18 protein-coding genes are annotated in these 17,794 nt (G+C 42.5%); 9 read left to right on the plus strand and 9 right to left on the minus strand.

Annotation, left to right across the window (positions count from 1 at the left end; genetic code table 11):
• Nucleotides 1-236: 236 nt before the first annotated feature.
• Together SOO65_RS16625 and SOO65_RS16630 are read right to left on the minus strand one after the other, a co-directional pair.
• Nucleotides 237-1,829 carry a hypothetical protein gene (locus SOO65_RS16625; RefSeq protein ID WP_321392902.1) on the minus strand — a complete coding sequence of 531 codons (1,593 nt, stop codon included), beginning with the start codon at nucleotides 1,827-1,829 and terminating at the stop codon, nucleotides 237-239.
• A 62-nt stretch (nucleotides 1,830-1,891) separates the two neighbouring features.
• Nucleotides 1,892-3,046, minus strand: a complete 1,155-nt coding sequence (locus SOO65_RS16630) for an MFS transporter (RefSeq protein ID WP_321392905.1) — start codon at nucleotides 3,044-3,046, stop codon at nucleotides 1,892-1,894.
• A gap of 94 nt (nucleotides 3,047-3,140) precedes the next feature.
• Here SOO65_RS16630 and SOO65_RS16635 point away from each other — a divergent pair, with 94 nt between their 5' ends.
• Nucleotides 3,141-4,034, plus strand: a complete 894-nt coding sequence (locus SOO65_RS16635; RefSeq protein ID WP_321392910.1) for a LysR family transcriptional regulator — start codon at nucleotides 3,141-3,143, stop codon at nucleotides 4,032-4,034.
• A 153-nt stretch (nucleotides 4,035-4,187) separates the two neighbouring features.
• Nucleotides 4,188-4,649 carry a hypothetical protein gene (locus SOO65_RS16640; RefSeq protein WP_321392913.1) on the plus strand — a complete coding sequence of 154 codons (462 nt, stop codon included), beginning with the start codon at nucleotides 4,188-4,190 and terminating at the stop codon, nucleotides 4,647-4,649.
• On the opposite strand, the gene SOO65_RS16645 is transcribed toward SOO65_RS16640, so the two are convergent.
• Both SOO65_RS16645 and SOO65_RS16650 read right to left on the minus strand, forming a co-directional pair.
• A complete protein-coding gene (locus tag SOO65_RS16645) occupies nucleotides 4,638-6,398 on the minus strand; it encodes a DUF885 domain-containing protein (RefSeq protein WP_321392916.1) in 1,761 nt (586 codons plus the stop codon). The two genes, SOO65_RS16640 and SOO65_RS16645, sit on opposite strands and share 12 nt — an antisense overlap.
• 52 nt (nucleotides 6,399-6,450) lie before the next feature.
• Nucleotides 6,451-6,771, minus strand: a complete 321-nt coding sequence (locus tag SOO65_RS16650; protein ID WP_321392919.1) for a hypothetical protein — start codon at nucleotides 6,769-6,771, stop codon at nucleotides 6,451-6,453.
• A 193-nt stretch (nucleotides 6,772-6,964) separates the two neighbouring features.
• Here SOO65_RS16650 and SOO65_RS16655 point away from each other — a divergent pair, with 193 nt between their 5' ends.
• On the plus strand, nucleotides 6,965-7,420 hold the full coding sequence (locus tag SOO65_RS16655; protein ID WP_321392922.1) for an SRPBCC domain-containing protein: 456 nt from the start codon (nucleotides 6,965-6,967) through the stop codon (nucleotides 7,418-7,420).
• Between the two features lie 11 nt (nucleotides 7,421-7,431).
• On the opposite strand, the gene SOO65_RS16660 is transcribed toward SOO65_RS16655, so the two are convergent.
• Complete coding sequence (locus SOO65_RS16660; protein WP_321392925.1) at nucleotides 7,432-7,974, minus strand: GNAT family N-acetyltransferase; 543 nt, start codon at nucleotides 7,972-7,974, stop codon at nucleotides 7,432-7,434.
• A 98-nt stretch (nucleotides 7,975-8,072) separates the two neighbouring features.
• Here SOO65_RS16660 and SOO65_RS16665 point away from each other — a divergent pair, with 98 nt between their 5' ends.
• Both SOO65_RS16665 and aqpZ read left to right on the plus strand, forming a co-directional pair.
• Nucleotides 8,073-9,485 carry a DUF1254 domain-containing protein gene (locus SOO65_RS16665; RefSeq protein ID WP_321392928.1) on the plus strand — a complete coding sequence of 471 codons (1,413 nt, stop codon included), beginning with the start codon at nucleotides 8,073-8,075 and terminating at the stop codon, nucleotides 9,483-9,485.
• Nucleotides 9,486-9,493: 8 nt separating this feature from the next.
• Nucleotides 9,494-10,258: an aquaporin Z gene (aqpZ, locus tag SOO65_RS16670; protein WP_321392931.1), complete on the plus strand. Its 765-nt coding sequence runs from the start codon at nucleotides 9,494-9,496 to the stop codon at nucleotides 10,256-10,258.
• Here aqpZ and SOO65_RS16675 read toward each other — a convergent pair.
• Together SOO65_RS16675 and SOO65_RS16680 are read right to left on the minus strand one after the other, a co-directional pair.
• Complete coding sequence (locus tag SOO65_RS16675) at nucleotides 10,255-11,034, minus strand: class I SAM-dependent methyltransferase (RefSeq protein ID WP_321392933.1); 780 nt, start codon at nucleotides 11,032-11,034, stop codon at nucleotides 10,255-10,257. The genes aqpZ and SOO65_RS16675 overlap by 4 nt on opposite strands.
• 3 nt (nucleotides 11,035-11,037) lie before the next feature.
• Nucleotides 11,038-11,382 (minus strand): FKBP-type peptidyl-prolyl cis-trans isomerase, encoded by a 345-nt coding sequence (locus SOO65_RS16680; RefSeq protein ID WP_321392936.1) that lies wholly within the window; start codon nucleotides 11,380-11,382, stop codon nucleotides 11,038-11,040.
• A 62-nt stretch (nucleotides 11,383-11,444) separates the two neighbouring features.
• Between SOO65_RS16680 and SOO65_RS16685 the strand changes: the two genes are divergently transcribed.
• The 3 genes from SOO65_RS16685 (at nucleotide 11,445) to SOO65_RS16695 (ending at nucleotide 13,440) form a co-directional block, all read left to right on the plus strand.
• Nucleotides 11,445-11,774, plus strand: coding sequence for an SMR family transporter (locus SOO65_RS16685; RefSeq protein ID WP_321392940.1), 330 nt, complete (start codon nucleotides 11,445-11,447; stop codon nucleotides 11,772-11,774).
• Nucleotides 11,775-11,982: 208 nt separating this feature from the next.
• Nucleotides 11,983-13,068: a sensor histidine kinase gene (locus tag SOO65_RS16690; protein WP_321392943.1), complete on the plus strand. Its 1,086-nt coding sequence runs from the start codon at nucleotides 11,983-11,985 to the stop codon at nucleotides 13,066-13,068.
• Nucleotides 13,069-13,179: 111 nt separating this feature from the next.
• Nucleotides 13,180-13,440 carry a hypothetical protein gene (locus tag SOO65_RS16695; protein ID WP_321392946.1) on the plus strand — a complete coding sequence of 87 codons (261 nt, stop codon included), beginning with the start codon at nucleotides 13,180-13,182 and terminating at the stop codon, nucleotides 13,438-13,440.
• Here SOO65_RS16695 and SOO65_RS16700 read toward each other — a convergent pair.
• On the minus strand, nucleotides 13,437-15,401 hold the full coding sequence (locus SOO65_RS16700; protein WP_321392951.1) for a translocation/assembly module TamB domain-containing protein: 1,965 nt from the start codon (nucleotides 15,399-15,401) through the stop codon (nucleotides 13,437-13,439). The two genes, SOO65_RS16695 and SOO65_RS16700, sit on opposite strands and share 4 nt — an antisense overlap.
• Nucleotides 15,401-17,032, minus strand: coding sequence for an autotransporter assembly complex protein TamA (locus tag SOO65_RS16705; protein ID WP_321392954.1), 1,632 nt, complete (start codon nucleotides 17,030-17,032; stop codon nucleotides 15,401-15,403). The genes SOO65_RS16700 and SOO65_RS16705 overlap by 1 nt, the downstream gene beginning before the upstream one ends.
• Nucleotides 17,033-17,290: 258 nt before the next feature.
• Between SOO65_RS16705 and SOO65_RS16710 the strand changes: the two genes are divergently transcribed.
• A complete protein-coding gene (locus SOO65_RS16710; protein WP_321392957.1) occupies nucleotides 17,291-17,755 on the plus strand; it encodes a hypothetical protein in 465 nt (154 codons plus the stop codon).
• Nucleotides 17,756-17,794 lie beyond the last annotated feature (39 nt).

Consider the following 17,794-nt stretch of genomic DNA (forward strand, 5'->3'; position numbering starts at 1 on the left):
AAATTTTATTACTTTCGAAATGATATTCAATCTAAGAAAAATTATTCGTGTTATGGAGTGAGTTAAAATTGACCTCTTTAACCGGAGAATGTCAAAGAGGCCAATATCGACAAGGTGATGGTGGATAACTTGCCGGTTTGATCTCGACATTCTCATCTAAAATTAAATTTTCGGCTGTAAATTCTCTGTAAATAAGTATCCGGCCAACCAAATTAGTTGACCGGATACCATTTAGGTTACTCTTTTGCTTCTTCTGCTTGTTTTACTTTTTCTGAAGCATATGGGATGCGAGTTACTCCTCCAATACTATTGAATAGCAAATCACCATTCGGTAAATATTGAATAATAGCGTAAGCACCATTTCCAAAATTGCTTTGCCCGAAAACTACTCGGTGAACAGTCTTACCATTGTTCCAGTCCATTCCTGTGATTTCCCAACCATCTTGTTTTGTGTATCCATTAACGGCCACGATGCTGGAAGTTTCACTCACTACTGGAACCATGCTGGTAGAAACAACATCACTACGACTCCAGACTGATTTCCAGGAATTATTTTTTGGATTCCACTCAAATCTTTCTGCACCAACCGCCGGCTCAAAGACCGGACCACCGGCAAGAACATCAACCATACGGTCTTTGTCACCCTCTTTACGGATGTTATTCACTACGAACGCCCCATAGCCTTTCGCCACCACAGATTGTTCGGTTTGAAGGAATTCAGGAGTTGGATTAAGACCACAGGTAACAGGAATCTGTCCTGCAACTCGGCTCGATTTTGTTCCAGCAACTTGCTTGAAGTCTTTAGGAATTTGATCACGCCAGAAAGCAACCAGCTTCATTTGATCCGCACCATCAGTGATAACGACAAGCTTGTCCTCATCTGCTCCAAAGCCCATGAGCGTTGGAGTTGAGCCTGTTCCTGTTCCTACTTTTACACTTGGTGGTTCACGTCCATTATCATAAGGCGCGATCCATGCCCCATCTTTCTCATCAGTTGAAATGGCCTTTCCGTTCCACACTAACTTGCGCATGTTCTTATCACTTGCCACGTAGATGCCGTTCTTTTCATCAATGGCCATTGAATTACTCACATATTCATCTGGATTAAATTTAAAGATCACAGGCTCACCTTTAAGATCTCTATTCATGACAAACAGTGAATTATTGCCCAAGACAACTAATTTACCGTCATAGGTTAAACTCACTCCGGCGATTGCCTCTTGGGCACCCATCATATTTTTGAAATCACGATTGGCGAGGATTTGAATGCCTTCGCTGGGATTTTTTGGATTCTTCAGTCCAAAAACGAAGACACGCTTATCGTAAGTGTTGTAGTAGAGCTTATTGTCTTTATCAACGAAAGAGTAAATTCCATTACCAATGCGGGTCCAATCAAGACCCCAATCTTTAACAAGCTTTCTGACTTCGGTAATGTTCTTGAAATTTTTATCTAAACCAGCAGTCAGTTGCTCATCCGTAAGGGCCTTAACTCCAGGCACATCCAGTGAAGCAACTTCCTTTAAACTATTATTCGAAAGGTCCAGATACGCCACACCTTGGGAAGAAACAGACCACATGAAATTTGGATTAGGAGTCGCAAAAGTCATGATGTTCACAGGACCACTTGTGACTCGGGCATTGCTTTTTACATCTGCCTGAAAAGTGCCTTGCTTAATGGGATAAGGCATATTATCCGATTGTGCAGAATCGAAGTGTGTAATGGCATACTTGTCTGCAGCGAGATTCGGGTTCTTTGCTGGAGCGCCGGCCATGGCACTCATGCTGAGAAGAATTGCTCCCAGACCCAAAGAAAGTTTTGAATGTTTCATGTTCCCTCCAATATTTAAAGAACACATATTCAATAAATATTGGAGAAGACATTAAGCGTTTCTCAAGCCGCAACGGCTGCGTCTTTTTTCCACATCACGATCGACAGTAAAAGAGCTGCGGCCGAAATCGCAAATCCTCCCCAAGGAACGGCCGAGAGTCCTGGACCGTTATCAATAATAAGTCCTCCACCCCATGCACCAAGAGCATTACCCAAGTTAAAAGCAGCAATATTCAGAGCAGAGGCCAGTGTGGGAGCATCTCCGGCACTTTCCAGCACTCGCATTTGAAGTGGAGGCACCGTCGCAAAACCAGTAAAGCCAAGAAGGAAAACCAGGATAATAACACTTGTTTGATGGTGAGAGAAAATTCCAAATCCAATCATCACAATGGTCAATGCCAATAAACTTCCAACCAACGTCGGCATCAATTTTTTGTCCGCAAATTTTCCACCCACAATGTTTCCGAAGATAAGCCCAAGTCCAAATAATAATAAAATGGGTGAAATGGCCTTTTCATTGAAGTGCGTGATGTCGGTCAGGATGGGAGCAATGTAAGTAAACAAAGCAAACACTCCGCCAAAGCCAATGACAGTGAGAAGAAGACCCAACAACACTTCGGGACGCTTTACCGCTGCGAGCTCTGAACGAATATCAGGTACTATATTTTTCTCAGAATCTTTTGGAACGAGATACAAGAGACCAAGCATTGCCAGAGGTCCCACTGCTGTGACCGCCCAAAAAGTCATTCTCCAACCATAGAGTTGACCCAACCAGGTTCCAAAAGGTACTCCCAAGATATTTGCAATCGTAAGACCAGTGAACATCAGAGCAATGGCCAGGGCCTTTTGATTTGGTTTCACCAGATTAGTGGCAACGACGGAGCCGATTCCAAAAAAAGTTCCATGTGCAAATGAAGTGATGACTCTCGCAATCATCAAAGTCCAATAATCGGGAGCGATGGCACAAACTAAATTACCAATCGTAAAGATCGCCATCAAGGCCACCAGAGCAGACTTTTTGGGGAAGCGAGTGGATAGAAGGGACAAGAAAGGAGCGCCGATCGCAACTCCTAGAGCATAACCACTAATCAACAGACCAGCGGTTGAAAGATTTACTCCCAGATCTTTTGCAATCTGAGGCAGAATTCCCATAATAACAAATTCGGTAGTACCAATTCCAAAGGCACCAATCATCAAGGCGTATATAGCTAATGGCATAACTTTCTCCAGTTTGAATTATGACCAATATAGCACTTTAACTCTTGCTGATTTAGTCATGAAAAGTAAAATCATAGTTGACCAGGAGTCAACAATGAAAACGACCATTGAAGAGATGCAGACCCTCATTTCAATCGTGGATTTAGGATCCATTACCCTCGCGGCCGAACGATTGGAACAAACAACTTCTGGAGTCAGTCGTACTCTCTCTCGCCTTGAAAAAAAGCTCGGCGTCACTCTTCTAAGAAGGACCACCCGAAAAATCGATCTCACTCCTGAGGGAGAAAATTTTCTCAATCATGCCAGGCAAATTCTTCAATCTATAGAATTGGCAGAGGCCTCAGTAAATAACAAGGAGAACGCTCCTACGGGAATTCTCCGTGTTGATTCCGCCTCACCTTTCGTTATTCATGCTATTACTCCTTTTGTTCAGGAGTTCATGAAACTTTACCCAGGAATCACCCTGGAACTGTATAGTAATGATCGAACCATCGACCTGATTGAGAAACGAATTGATGTCGCCATTCGAATTGGAAAGATGGAAGACTCAACCTTGACTGCCATTTCTCTGGGTACAAGCAAGAGAAGAATTCTCGCGAGTCCCGCCTATCTTAAGCAATACGGGACTCCCAAAAATCTGGAAGATCTTGAAGGACACCGCTTAGTTGGTTTCACTGATCCTCGTCATCTCAATCAATGGCCCCTTAAAACAAATGCCGGTCCTTATCTCGCAAAATGCCAGATTGGTGCTTCAAGTGGTGAGACGATTTTGAATCTTGCACGTGAAGGTGCAGGGATTGTGTGTCTTTCAGATTGTATGACCACCAAAGATCGTAAAGAAGGCAAACTGCTCCAAATCCTCGCGAATCACACGATAGATAATAGAGAACTCATTCATGCAGTTTATTACAAGAATATTCAGGTCTCCAATCGTGTGAATCTCTTTATCAAATTCTTGAAATCAAAGCTCAAAGGCATCACTTACTAGATTCCCAACTCGCTGAAGCTTGATTTTATTTTCTGCTTAGAATATTTGTGTGGCAAAGATCGAGTCAATATTACCCGATTCTTCACTTTCGGGCCTTAGCTCTGCAGAAAGATGTTAAAAGGTCTTTAGATAAATAGCTTCCAGGAATTCATCATGAAATTTTTACTCATTCTTTTGTTCGTGCCTTTCCTCTCATTTGCTTCAGACACATCAAGCTGCTCAGGTCTGATTAACGATTGCGAATATTACTCTTGTATCGCCGCTACTAAACACTGTGATGGCAATTCATATCCAACTCAATATGGCCGAAAGTTTTGTATGCGCTATGGTGAGAATCTGAATAAGTTTTCTCGCGAAGGCAGACGTTGGGTCGTTAATGTTAGAAAATGTCTCATGAATGAGATTGAGAAGTTTGACGAAAGCATCAGCTGTGGAGAATTGAAAGTTAAAGCATTCAGAAGCCATGTCAATTGTTACGTTGATCACGGCTTCTGCGACTTGTCCCTCAAAGACAAACAACATATCATGACGACTATCTGGCCCGGGCTTATGAGTGCCCTTTCAATTGAGAATGGTCTAGGCGTCCTGAACGCCTGTTACGTCTCAAAGATGTAATTCTTTTTGAACCCAGGTATCGACTTGCTCTTCCATTATATCAAGTGGAATTGCCCCGTCTCTCAGAACAACATCGTGATATTTTCTCACATCAAATTTTTCACCTAGAGCTTTGCGAGATTTCTCTCTGAGCTCTAGGAACTTAAGCATTCCGACTTTGTAGGCCGTTGCCTGTCCCGGCATGACAAAATAACGTTCGATCTCTTTCACTGTTTCAAGGTCCGCACTAGGAGTATTCGACTTCATATAATGAATCGCTTCCTCGCGGGTCCATTTTTTGGAATGAATACCAGTATCAACCACTAAACGTACCGCTCGCCATATTTCCATCGAGAGACGTCCAAAATCAGAATAAGGGTCCTGGTAGAATCCAATTTCTTTTGGAAGAAGCTCAGCATAGAGTCCCCATCCTTCAATATAAGCAGTAAAACCCCCGTCCCTTCTGAATTTCGGTAAATGCTCTAACTCATTGGCAATGGCAATTTGCATATGGTGACCAGGAATTGCTTCATGGTAGGCCAGTGCCTCAAGTTTATATTTTGGATTATCGGCCATCTTATAAAGATTCACATAGTAGATCCCCGGACGATTTCCCTCCATTGAAGGACCACTATAAAATGCAGTTCCCGCACTCTTCTCACGATAGGCCTCGACAGGCTTAACCATAAGTTCGGCCTTCGGAAAGGTATTAAAGAGTTGAGGCAGAGCGGTCTTGATATTAGTCAGAACTAGATTCACTTGATTCAAATAAGCCGTGCGACCATCTTCCGTATTCGGATAAGCGAATTCATTACCACGAAGATGCTTGAAGAAGGCCTGAAGACTTCCTTTGAAACCAACCTGCTTCATAATGACGTGCATTTCTTTTTGAATGCGTGCCACTTCGGCCTTTCCAATTTCATGGATCTGTTCTGCGGTAAGATTTGTCGTGGTTGTCGAACGAAGCCGGTAGTTGTAATAGTCCTTCCCTTTCGGAAGGGCCCAAACTCCGTTGTTCTTTTTATACTTTCTGGAGAGCTCCGATACATAAGAGATAAGCTGACGATAGGCCGGTCTTACATAAAAATCCAGTGCCTCTTCCGCGTCCGCAGTAAGCCTTACTTTCTCATCGCCCGTGAGATTTAGTTTTTCAAGCTTCATCTTAAAATCATTCATCAGAGGATTATTTTGCTCCGAGATGATGTTCTTTGAATCTTCAATGACTTTTGAAAACACAAAGTTGGGCGGAACAATTCCAAGCTTAGTTTGCTTCTTCACAAAAACCATTCGCTCAGAGAAGACGCGCTTAATTTCTTTCATGCGAGAAATGTAGGCCAGAGCATCGGCCTTATTATCAATTTGATGCATGTTAATTAAGAAACTTGGTGCCTCTGATTGATACCCAAACATTTGGTTCAAAGGAAAAGCATGATAACGCCACTGAAAGCCTTCAATATCCAGGTTCAATTGGTACTGAAGAATTTTGTAACTAAGCTTGGCCGCCTCATTAAGCTTATCATAATCGAAGCTCTTAAGTGTTTTAAGGTATTCCTGGTTCTTCTGATGTTCGGCCAGCTCATAGGCCTCGGTTTCATTATTGAGTAAACCATAATTGGTTTTTCGTCCCAAATAAGTTTGCCAGGTGGGATAGCGAGAGACCTTCTCTTCAAAATAAGAATCAAAGAATTTTTCAATCCGATCAGACTCTGTAAGAGATTTTTCATGGGAACAAGATACGACTAGGAGTAATAAGAAGATGAATTTTAGCATGTGAAAATGCTAGCACATAATGGGCCCGGAAACACCGGGCCTTTTATATTAATTACTGACAATTAACTGATTCAGATAATACACGGCCGGACTTTAAAGGGGCCTCACAAGTCATTTTAAAAAGCGAGCGGCCAGGAGAACGGAAGGGAACAGTTCCACGAATCACAGTTCCATGCACATAATGTCCCACCGTACGCATCTTAGAAACCAAACAAGCATTCATATCAATGGCCATATCTGCTTGTGTATCAACCAGTGCTTTTTCGATGGCCTGACAAAATCTTCTGACCTCTGATTCAGTTGATGGACGACTGATGTTTGCAAAACTAGAAGTTGCAAAAAGAACGAATATGAGAACCACTAACGTTTTCATCTGAACTCCTTATATGTATTTGAAGTCGAGGTAACTAGCACACAAGAATACCCAATAAAACTGAAGAAGAATCCCCTGTAAGAAGGTAATGGTCTTATCTTTGGCCAATCATTAGAAAACCAAGGCAAATATTTAATTGAAAGAACACGTTTTGCTTCTTAGGATTTATAACAATAGAACACCAGGAGTCATTATGGAACTCAACTTTCCTGTTCAGGCGAAAATCTTAAAACCAATCTCTGAAGTTTTTGATGCTGTTTATAATCCGAAGAAACTCTCTACCTATTTTGTTACGGGAGGGGCCAGTGGCCCAATGGATGAAGGAGCAAAAGTCATGTGGGAATTTGCAGATTTTCCTGGAGCATTTCCTGTCTATGTTAAAAACGTAAAAAAGAATGAACAGATCGTCTTTGAGTGGGAGGCCAATGATGGAACAGGACACGGTGCCGGTTATAACACCACAGTGACATTTGACTTCAGCGAGGTCGATGAATACTCGACGCGGGTAAAAATTCTAGAATCAGGATGGAGAGATCCTGATAAATTTCTTAACGCAGCAGTGGGCAATTCAAAGGGATGGATGCAAATGGTGTGCTGTTTAAAAGCATACGTCGAATATGGCATCAATCTCAGAAAAGGTTTTATGTAACCAGGAATTTCTCACAACGAGGAAAGCTTAAGAGTCATCTGCACATCATCAATCATTTCGTTTTCTACACGAAGGGCATCTTGAATAGTTCCTTGCTCTTTAAATCCAAGACCCGAGTACAATTTTCGCGCCACTACGTTATGTGCAAAAACACTGAGATCGATCCATGAAATTTGAGTTTGTTTTTTTGCCCATGAAAGGGCCTCGTCCATCAGGGCCTTGCCTATTCCTTGAGAACGGTAATCATTTTCAATTCCAATTCCTAAACGCATGCGATGAACCTGGGCCTCAACTCCTCCACATTTTAGGTTTACATGGCCCACAAATTTTCCATCTACAACTGCGACCCAGATCATTGACCAGTTTGGGGAAAAAGGTTTTGAGCTTAAGCTCTTAACAATTTTATCCAGAAACTCAGCTTCATCCCACTTGTGATTAGTAGGAAATGGATGAGCATAAATACCCCCAATACCCTTCTCACGCATATGAGTAATACAGTGACGAGTATAAAGCTCGGCATCATCTACTGAACATTGTTTGATCGAGAAGTTCATTTTTAACCTACCAAATGCGAATTGAAATCTGGGGCAAATACCAGTGGTTTATTTAGTTGTACCACTAAATAGTATCTGATTTCTTCAAGGAGATAAAAATGAAAACGATTTTGTCTGCTTTATTGCTCTTCACCCTGGCGAATCTTTCATTCGCTCAGGACAAGGTCGATCCAAAGCTTCAGGAGCAGAATGCCTACAAGGCCGCCCTCTGGGGCATGCCTATTGTAAGTTTCGATGCCATGAGAGAGGCCTACCAACGAGATGCCAAGGCCAAATATAATGATATCGTTTATTGGTCTAGGCCAGCAGACTCAAAACTTCAAATCACAACTCCAAATAATTCCACTCTCTATGTTTACATCAACTACAACCTGACCAATGGACCAGTTGTCATCAGCGTACCAGAGGCCAAAAACATTGGTCTTTTTGGATCAATGAACGATGCCTGGCAAGTCCCACTCGCGGACATTGGCCCCAAGGGTGAAGACAAAGGAAAAGGTGGAAAATATCTTCTTATCCCGCCTGAATATAAGGGAGATATTCCAGTTGGTTATATTAACGTCAATGCGCTCACTATGAATGGTTATGCTATTTTTCGAGTGATCCCCAAGTCTTTCGAAGACAAGGACCTTAAAAAGGCAGTTAGTCTTATTAAAACCGTTCGTGCTTATCCTTTAGCAGAAGCGGTCTATCCACCAAAGCAAAGATATATTGATATGGCCGGAAAAGAATTTAATGGCCTGGTCACATATGACTCGAGCTACTTCACTCGATTATCTCGGATGATCAACGAAGAAAATGTTCATGCTCGAGATACATTTGCCATGGATCAATTGAAGACCATCGGAATTGAAAGAGGAAAAAACTTTACTCCAGACACGAAATCAGAGCCTATGCTGACAAATGCCGCTAAAAAGGCCCAGCAATTTTTTATGACATCTGCGACTGAAATGAATCCCTTTTTCCCTAAGTCACATTGGCTAGCACCAGATCCGATTGGACCGAAGACGGGCTTTAGCTATATGGAGGGAGATAAACTTGCCATTGAAAGCCGGGGATTGGTCTTTTTCCTGGCCTGTGCTCCTCCCAAAAATTTAGGAGCGGCCTCAATCTATGTGGCGGGCTTCAAAGACAACAAAGATCAGCTCTTCATGGGTGAAAAGAACTATCGCTTACATGTTCCTGCAAAAGTTCCTGTGAACCAGTATTGGTCAGCAACTGTTTATGATTCAGAGACAGCTGGATTCATTATCAACTCACCAAAGCAGACCGTAGATTCTTTTAACCAGAAGCTCGCCAAAAATGCAGATGGCTCAGTTGATATCTACTTTGGGCCAAAGGCTCCAGAAGGAAAAATGGAGAACTGGATTTACACTCAACCAGGGAAACGTTGGTTTACATTCTTCCGCTTCTACGGGCCAGAAGAAGCAATTAAGAACAAAAGCTGGAAACTACCGGATATAGAAAATGTGTCAACCAATTTAATGCAAGCCGAAGAAGAGAAACCTTAGGAGTAATTATGAATACAAAAAAACTTTTGGCCGAGGCACTGGGTACAGCGTGGTTAGTGTTCGGCGGATGTGGCTCAGCTGTACTCGCAGCCGCCTTTCCGAAGCTTGGAATTGGATTTCATGGTGTAGCACTTGCCTTTGGTCTGACTGTTGTGACCATGGCCTACGCCATTGGACCTATTTCCGGTTGTCATTTAAACCCTGCAGTCACAGTGGGGCTGGCGGTAGCGGGAAGACATTCTAAAGCGGAAGTTGTTCCATATATCGTTGCTCAAGTTATCGGAGGGATTGTAGGAGCTGGAGTGCTCTATATGATCGCCTCGGGGAAAGCAGATTTTTCTCTCGGAGGGTTTGCATCCAATGGCTACGGAGAACACTCTCCCGGTGGATACTCATTACTCGCGGGATTCCTCACTGAGTTTGTGGCCACTGCTTTTTTTCTTTTTGTGATCCTGGGCTCAACCGATAAGCTCGCCCCAACAGGTTTTGCTCCTCTCTCCATCGGATTGTGCTTAACCCTCATTCACTTAATCACCATTCCCGTGACTAATACTTCAGTTAACCCGGCAAGAAGCATGGGTCCTGCTATCTTTGTGGGTGGCTGGGCCATTCAACAACTTTGGCTTTTCTGGATTGCTCCGCTTTTAGGTGCAGTGGCCGGATCAGTTGTTTATAAATTTATCTACACAGAAGATGAGCGAACTCTTCCTGAGAAAAGAAGAGAACAAGCTCGTAGAGTTGTTCCTCAGGACAGAGTTGGACAAGGTATTTAAGATTTAGGCTTTAATGCTCTGGTGGCGATGAAGCAGTCCATGAGATTGTTGATCCCGCCAGCGCTTTTCCATCCATCTTCATAGAACCCAATCAAATGAAATCCTGCCGCAATTTGTCCACCGATCTGATCTTGTAGCGTATGTCCAAATGTAATGGGTTCATCCTGACCGTATAAACGAACTCGCTCTTCTTCAGTGATGCTCGTTAAATCCGAGTAAGGTAACTTATGCTTAAGTTCAACGATGCCTTGTTTTTCTTTTTCAGGATCCAGTATCAGCGTTACTGGGTTAGTAAAACCAGAAATCAAAGTTCCACCCGCTTTCAAAACCCTAAAGGCCTCTTTCCAAACAGGTTTGACGTCCGGAACAAAACAATTCGAACATGGATGAAAAATAAGATCAAAGCTATCGTTTGAAAAACATGAGAGATCACTCATATCTCCCTCAACGGTCCTTAACTTTAGATTATCACGGTCCGCAACTAAACGATCTTGGGACAATTGATTCGGAGAGAGGTCAAACACTGTTACTTCAGCTCCAGCAGCAGCAAAAATCGGAGCTTGTTGTCCGCCACCTGAGGCCAATGCTAAAATTTTGAGACCCTGCATAGACGGAAACCATTCCTTTGGAACAGGTTTCTCGGGAGTTAAAACAACACTCCACTCGCCCTGTCTGGCCTTCGCAATGACTTCGGATGAGACCGGAAGAGTCCATTGATTTTTTTTATCAACCTGCTTGTTCCAGGCATCTTTATTTCTTTCTAAAATTGTTTTCATAAATTAATCGTCGCGAGTTCTCACTTCCAAAAGTTCGACAGTGAATAATAAATTTGAATTGGGTTTAATGATGGCACCAACTTGTCTTTCACCATAGGCCAGATAAGCGGGCACAAAAAGTTTACGCTTTCCACCGACTTTCATTCCCATCACCCCTTGATCCCATCCCTTAATCACCCGACCTGTTCCAATCACAAACTGGAAAGGACGACCTCGATCAATTGATGAATCAAACTTTGTTCCGTCTTCAAGAAAACCTTCGTATTGAACAAAGAGTAAAGCACCTTTCACTGCTTCTTTTCCGGTACCAACTTCGATATCTGTAATTTGTAATTCGTTTTGATTCATTTCTTTCTCACTTTGAAGACTTTAAGCAAGAATATATCAGAAAAATCATCTACACTAGACGCATGAATTACATCCTACTTGCAGTGGCAGTCATCTTTGAAGTTATTGGAACATCTCTATTAAAAACCACAGAAGGTTTTACCAAGGTCCTGCCTTCCATCGCTCTCTTGGGTTGTTATTCAATGGCCTTCTACCTTATGAGTATCGTGGTTAAGACGATCCCTGTTGGCATTGTATACGCCACATGGTCAGCCGGCGGAATTGTTCTCGTATCTGCCATCTCTTACTTTATCTTTAAGCAATCTCTAGACCTTACCGCTATTTTGGGTCTGGGATTAATCATTGCCGGTGTTATTATTATCAATGTCTTCTCTAAGGCAGGCACCCATTAACCTAACCTTTTTACAGGGTCTTATACCTTAATAACCTTTAAATTTAGACTCTGTTAATCTTATTTGGCCCATGACAAACGCAACATTCATGCCCTTATATTCTCAGTCGATACAATGGTTCCTCATTGGAATGTGCCTGTTCCTTGCATTTGCTTTCATCCTTATCATCCTCCATTACAAAAAAAAGATGTCCCGCCAAATTAATGAAATGAAACAAAGTCAGAAGAACCTCGACTTTGCTCTTCAGTCAGGTCGGATGGGAACCTGGGAAATAGATCTCGTGACGAATGTTGTGAAGTGCTCAAACGAAATGCTCTATCTTTGGGGTGTGAACTCAAATGAATTCGATGGCGATCGCTCTATCCTTCAAAGCAGAGTACATCCTGATGATTTAGAAAAAATGAGAGCGGCCATTGATAAGGCCATCGCCAACGAAGTTATTTACGAAATGGAGTACCGAATTTTTCCCTTTCCTGGACTTGAACGTTGGGTCATCTCTCGCGGAAGATGTACTTTCGCTCCTGGAACTAAAAAGCCCATTCGTTTTTCCGGCGTGGTCTATGACATTACAGAAAAGAAAGTGAAAGAAGAAGAACTTAAGGCCGCCATTAAAATACGTGATCAGTTTCTCATGATGGCCAGTCATGAACTCAGAACACCTCTGACTTGTATGCAATTGCAACTGCAAGTCGCTGAATGGGACTTGAAACATCGTTTTCCTGAGGCCTTTACCTTTGAGCGCATTGAAACCAACATAAAAAAGAACAACCAACATCTTTCTAGAATCACTCGTTTGGTAGATCAGATTCTGGATGAATCAAAAATTTCTCAAGGACGCCTCATTATGCTCTTTGAGCATTTTGACCTGAGCGAGATGGTAGTGGACCTCATTGAGCAGTACAAAGTTACGGCCGAGTTTTCTGGAGTGGAGGTCCTCTTCTCTCCGACAGAAAAAGTAAGCGGGATGTGGGACAGATTTCGACTAGAACAGGTCTTTCTCAATCTGCTTATCAACGGAATTCGTTACGGGAATAGAAAACCGATACATATTACGGTAAAAAAAGAAGGCAATAAGGCCCTTCTTTCAGTCAGAGATGAGGGTATTGGCATCAAGTCAGAAGATCAAAAAAGAATATTTGAACGCTTTGAGCGGGCCTCACACGACAAAGAAGTGAATGGTCTCGGCCTCGGGTTATATATTGCCAATAAAATTGTTACTGACCATGGCGGCGAAATACGTCTTGAAAGTGAATTTGGTAAAGGTTCAAAATTTATAGTCGTCTTACCTCTCTGAGTCTTTTTTCCCCGAACAACCCTCATCAGCATTTTCTAAATTCTTCAAAATTCATCATCCTAGTCTGGTACGAAAGTTGCTCAGGAATTAATGTCGCACAAAGGAGGCCGTATGATTTTAAAGATTGTGTTCACCGCATTTGTTCTTATGTGTATTGGTGCCGTCTCTATGCCAGTACGTGCAGATGACGACTCAATGAAACAGAAGGCAGAAGAAGTAGGTAATGACGTTAAGCGAGGAAGCAAGGATGCTTCTCGTAAGGTAAAAGACGAAACATGCGAGCTTGTGAACGGCAAAATGGAATGTGCCGGTCAGAAGGCCAAGCATTCCATTCAAAAAGGCGCAGATAAAGTTGAAGACGCCATAGATTAGTAGGAAATAATTCTTTCAAGCATGACACCATAGTCACGGGCATTCCCAGTAGTGCCCGTGCTACTCTTCTGAGTACTGGTAGCTGATGTATCAATATACCAACCTTTGCCTATCGTCTGCCTGATACCCGTTGAGTTTAGACCTTCTGAATCTCCCCCCACCCTAAGCGAGCTTTTAGACCCCAGTCGAAACTGTGCGGTGGCGGTTTTTGAGTTTGGATCATAACCAATATATTCAACCGGACTTCCTGCCAAAAAATAAAGAACAGATAAAGACATGATCCCCTGGGCGAGAATCTGATTGGTCTGACTTGCAGAACGTTTATCATCAGGATTCAGGTCTTCCAGAGGACGCCCGAATAAAAGAACCGAGTAAATATCATTGCGGGACAAGGGTGGTTTACTTGAGAAGGCGTATCGAGGCTGGGATATGGGGCCCTCTAGATCCATCGTTATTTTATATTCAGGTAAAGGGAAGATCACTTGGCCCACGAGCACCGGCTCGGCCGGAGCATCAAAGTTGATTTGCATTGATGGAATTTGAATGGGACGCTTGAAGACCTTCGTTTTCAAAGGGAGAACTTTCACAAAGCCGTTCTTCAAATCCCCTTCCTCAATATTGAGATCAAAGTTTAACCGTAAGGGCTGATCCAAGAGGTTCGTACTCAGATGCAAGGACTTCTCGTCCATCGCCTCTAACCTAAAAGTCATTTCCATTTGAGATTTGGTCTTTTTAGTGACCTTCGCTTTGTCTTTTTGAGTAATGATCCGCTTATCTGGGGTGAATTGAGGCGGCAAACTTTTTTTAGATATTTTAGGAAGTGCCAAATTCACTTTCTTAAAATCAATCTCGGCCAGAACTGAAACTGGCCTCATTGTAAGAAGATTCAAAAAAAGATCAGCTCCAAGATCCATGAGAAAAACCTGCTCCTTACTTTTCAGATCAATCCTCGCTTTAGAAGTTACAATCGCTTCTTCATTCTTTTCAGACTCCTTGGTCACGATCTCAATATTGATGGCCCCATCCATACTGTTTAAAGGTGCAGGGAGAACATTAAATGGACTAGGAGCAAAACGTCCAATTGCTTGTTTTACATCCGGCACACGAATGTCCCCTCTCGTCGCAAGAATTGCCTTCTTTCTGAAGTTTAAGCTTGAGAAGGAGTCCTTGAGGGGAAGTTCTATTTTGGAGGTCACATGAAACAAGATCTTTTCCATGCCACCGCTGAGATCTAAGGGAATTCCATTTTTTTTAACGGCACCGATGAGTTTGACATCATACAAGTGCAAAGGAGGATTGAACTTAAGTTTCGGTATTTTGAATTTCGAAGGAGCGAGAAGCATGAAACCTTCCGGATTTGCATCAAGAGAAAACCCTAAGCTCTTTGCATGAAACTTATGCGGAGACTTAATTACAGTCACATCAAACTGATAACTCTCTTTCCCTAAAGTCAGCTCATTCTCATCAAAAACAAAATCAAGATCTGGAACCAAAGGACTCCAAAACATACTCCAGAGGCCCCAAATGTCAGGTTGTGATTCATTCTCTGGAGGCGGAGTCTTACTTTCTTTGATCACAATTTTTGAGAATTGGTCACGAACGAAAATGGGACTATTCGTAATGCTCTTTATGCCCTCGCCTTTCACATAAGTTACAGTAAAGTTCCACGAAATCTCTGAAAGACAGATATTAAGATAGGCAGTGTCGTTATCAAACTCAAAACACAAATTCTTAAAGTAACCTTTGATGATTCTTTCGTTCCACTTGATCCACTGGTGAGTAATATCCGCATCAGTCCATGAATGGGTTTTTAGAATTTTGGTTTTTCTTAAAACAAAATCGATGTTTTTCGGATTAATGATAAGTGTCGGCTTGAAGAATAAAATTCCACCCACAATCGTCACCAAAAGAATAATGAGACTCAATAAGCTTAAAAGAGGATAAAGGACAAACTTCTTCATCAGAAAGTTCCTCCAATCCCGGCGTAATAAAAATTTCCTTTGTCGATATAAGGATTCGTTACATACCCGCGGGCCACATAACCTTGAACAAGTCCAAGCTTAGTTAACCAGCGTAGACCAACACCCGGCGAGTACCACAGTCTCGGATCAATGTCCCAGGACTTCGCACCGAAATAAGCACTGTCGATGAACCCGAAGGCCTCTAGGGACTCAATTACAAAATAAGTCTTTCTCGCCTCTAGTTTGAGCTCAAGCTTGGTTAAAGCTCCAAGTCCATCATTATCCGGCAAGGTATTAAGGAGAAAGCCTCGAACATCATCACTTCCTCCTCCATAAAACTTAACCGAAGGTGGTAAGCTCTTTAACGTCACATCATCCGAGACCCAAGTCGTACCAGCATTGAAGCGATAGGCGCCAATAATGGCCCCCTTCCCCACGAAGCCCAGCTCTTTCATTTCAGAGTAAGTTCCGTAAAGCATCAGGAGTGGATCAGTAAATCCAAGCGAAGGATGGCGAAAATCAAAGTTGAATCCAAAGACACTTCCTTCTTGAGGATGAATATCAAAAAATTCATAGGAATGAGACATGAGCTGGCTACTGCCATTGATGTTTACCGCAGAATAGGTCTTCGTATTTGGATCCACTTGAGCGTGATAAGTACTCGCTTCATAAGTGGGACCTAGAGTATAGGTCTGAAGATATCTGGGAGAATCATAGGTCCATTTCATATGAGGTCTAAAACTCAACAGCGATTGTTCGTAATCAATCTGAGACTGACGACTTAATTCCACAACGGTGAAAAGAGATCTTCTAGGTCTATTTTTCCAGAAAAATAAATCTGCGGTTCCATTTAAGGATTGAGACCTGACGGAGGCCTGAGCATTTAATGCCAGAATGGAGGCCATCGATTTGTAACGGTTATTTGACCAACGAAGCCTCGCCATTGGACCCAGTTCGGTACTCGCTCCAACTCCAAAGCGAATGGTGCGAGGTGGGCCCAGAATGAAGTATTGAGACAGCTTAAAATCTTTCATGTCCGGAGAACAGTTATTCAGATAGTAAGTTCCCTGCATGACTTCCGCACGTAGAAGACGCTTCTCATTGAGCTTTAAGAGTTGATCACTAAAAGTGTCCTTCTCCTTATAGGGATAGTATCGGTCTAGCGCATTTTCATCCAGGCCCTTTATCTCTTCTTTATCAACTTCACCGAATGGATAGGCCACTCCTTCATTTAAAGTGATTCGGACTTTTTGGAGTTCTGCATCTGCCATGACCTTGGGATCTGCACAGGGATAGCCTCTATCGCCCACAATTTTCTTTGATCTTTTTTCGAGAGCATCTAGTAGATTGGGATTTAAAATTTCTTTATTATAGCGGCGGTGAAGTTCCTTTTTGACCACATGCCTTTCTTTTTTATTTTCTGTCTCAACATGAATTTTCTTCATCCGTCTTATAGGACCTGTGTCGACGTGCAAAACACCATCAATGGTTTCAAATTGAGGTTTTAAGAAACCACGGGATTGCAGGAATGCCGTAAAGAAGTAGCTCGCCTGATAAGGAGGAATCACTTTATAGCTTTCGCTTTTAGGATCACCACAAACGAGAAGCTCTTCCGTTTCGGTGAGTTTCACATCCTCATCATGTCCATGGAGCACTACCGTGGGGCAGATATTCGTAGATGCATATGAATGAGAAATGGTGAGTAGAATGAGTAAGGAGAGCAACTTTATCTTCATTCGAAAAGGAACTTATCACTCTGATCCTCGTCTGAAAATCAACAATCCATGACTCAAAGGTCTGGCGAAGTGCTTAAGGAAATTAAGATTAAATTGAACTGCACGAGCTATAAAAGAAATTGTATGTACGCTGCCACTTCCCAGGAGGAAACTATGCGTGCATTAATTCTATTGGCCTTTCTTGTAAGTAGTCATGTTTTTGCAGGAGAATATGTTCCAAAGAAACTTCAATTTAACTTCTTAGGCGATGACATGGGTAATCGCATTTACTACAGATGCGAAGTGGTAAAAACTTTGGTGGCAAATCACCTTGAAAGCCTGGGTGCTATCTCAACCAACGTGAAGTGTTATGGTGGTTTGGAAGACTATGCACGCATGCCAGAATGGTCACCCATTACAGTGACTGCGCATTTCGAAGTTCCGGTACCAGCAGAAAACTCGACCCGCGAAGTAGTCGTCCTTAAAACTAAGGGTGTTGCCTCTGAAGATTGTTTTCTCAACACTTCTTTTCTTAAGACAGCGATCCCTTTTTTCCCAGGGGTCAAGATTCTTAAAAAATCGACTTCTTGTTTAAGTAACTATTCTCGTTGGTCTTATACTGTCGAGATCGCAAAATAAAATAAGACACTTGCTATAACCTCCGCTTCACTGGCGGAG

Source organism: Peredibacter starrii (assembly GCF_034259205.1).
GTDB lineage: Bacteria > Bdellovibrionota > Bacteriovoracia > Bacteriovoracales > Bacteriovoracaceae > Peredibacter > Peredibacter starrii.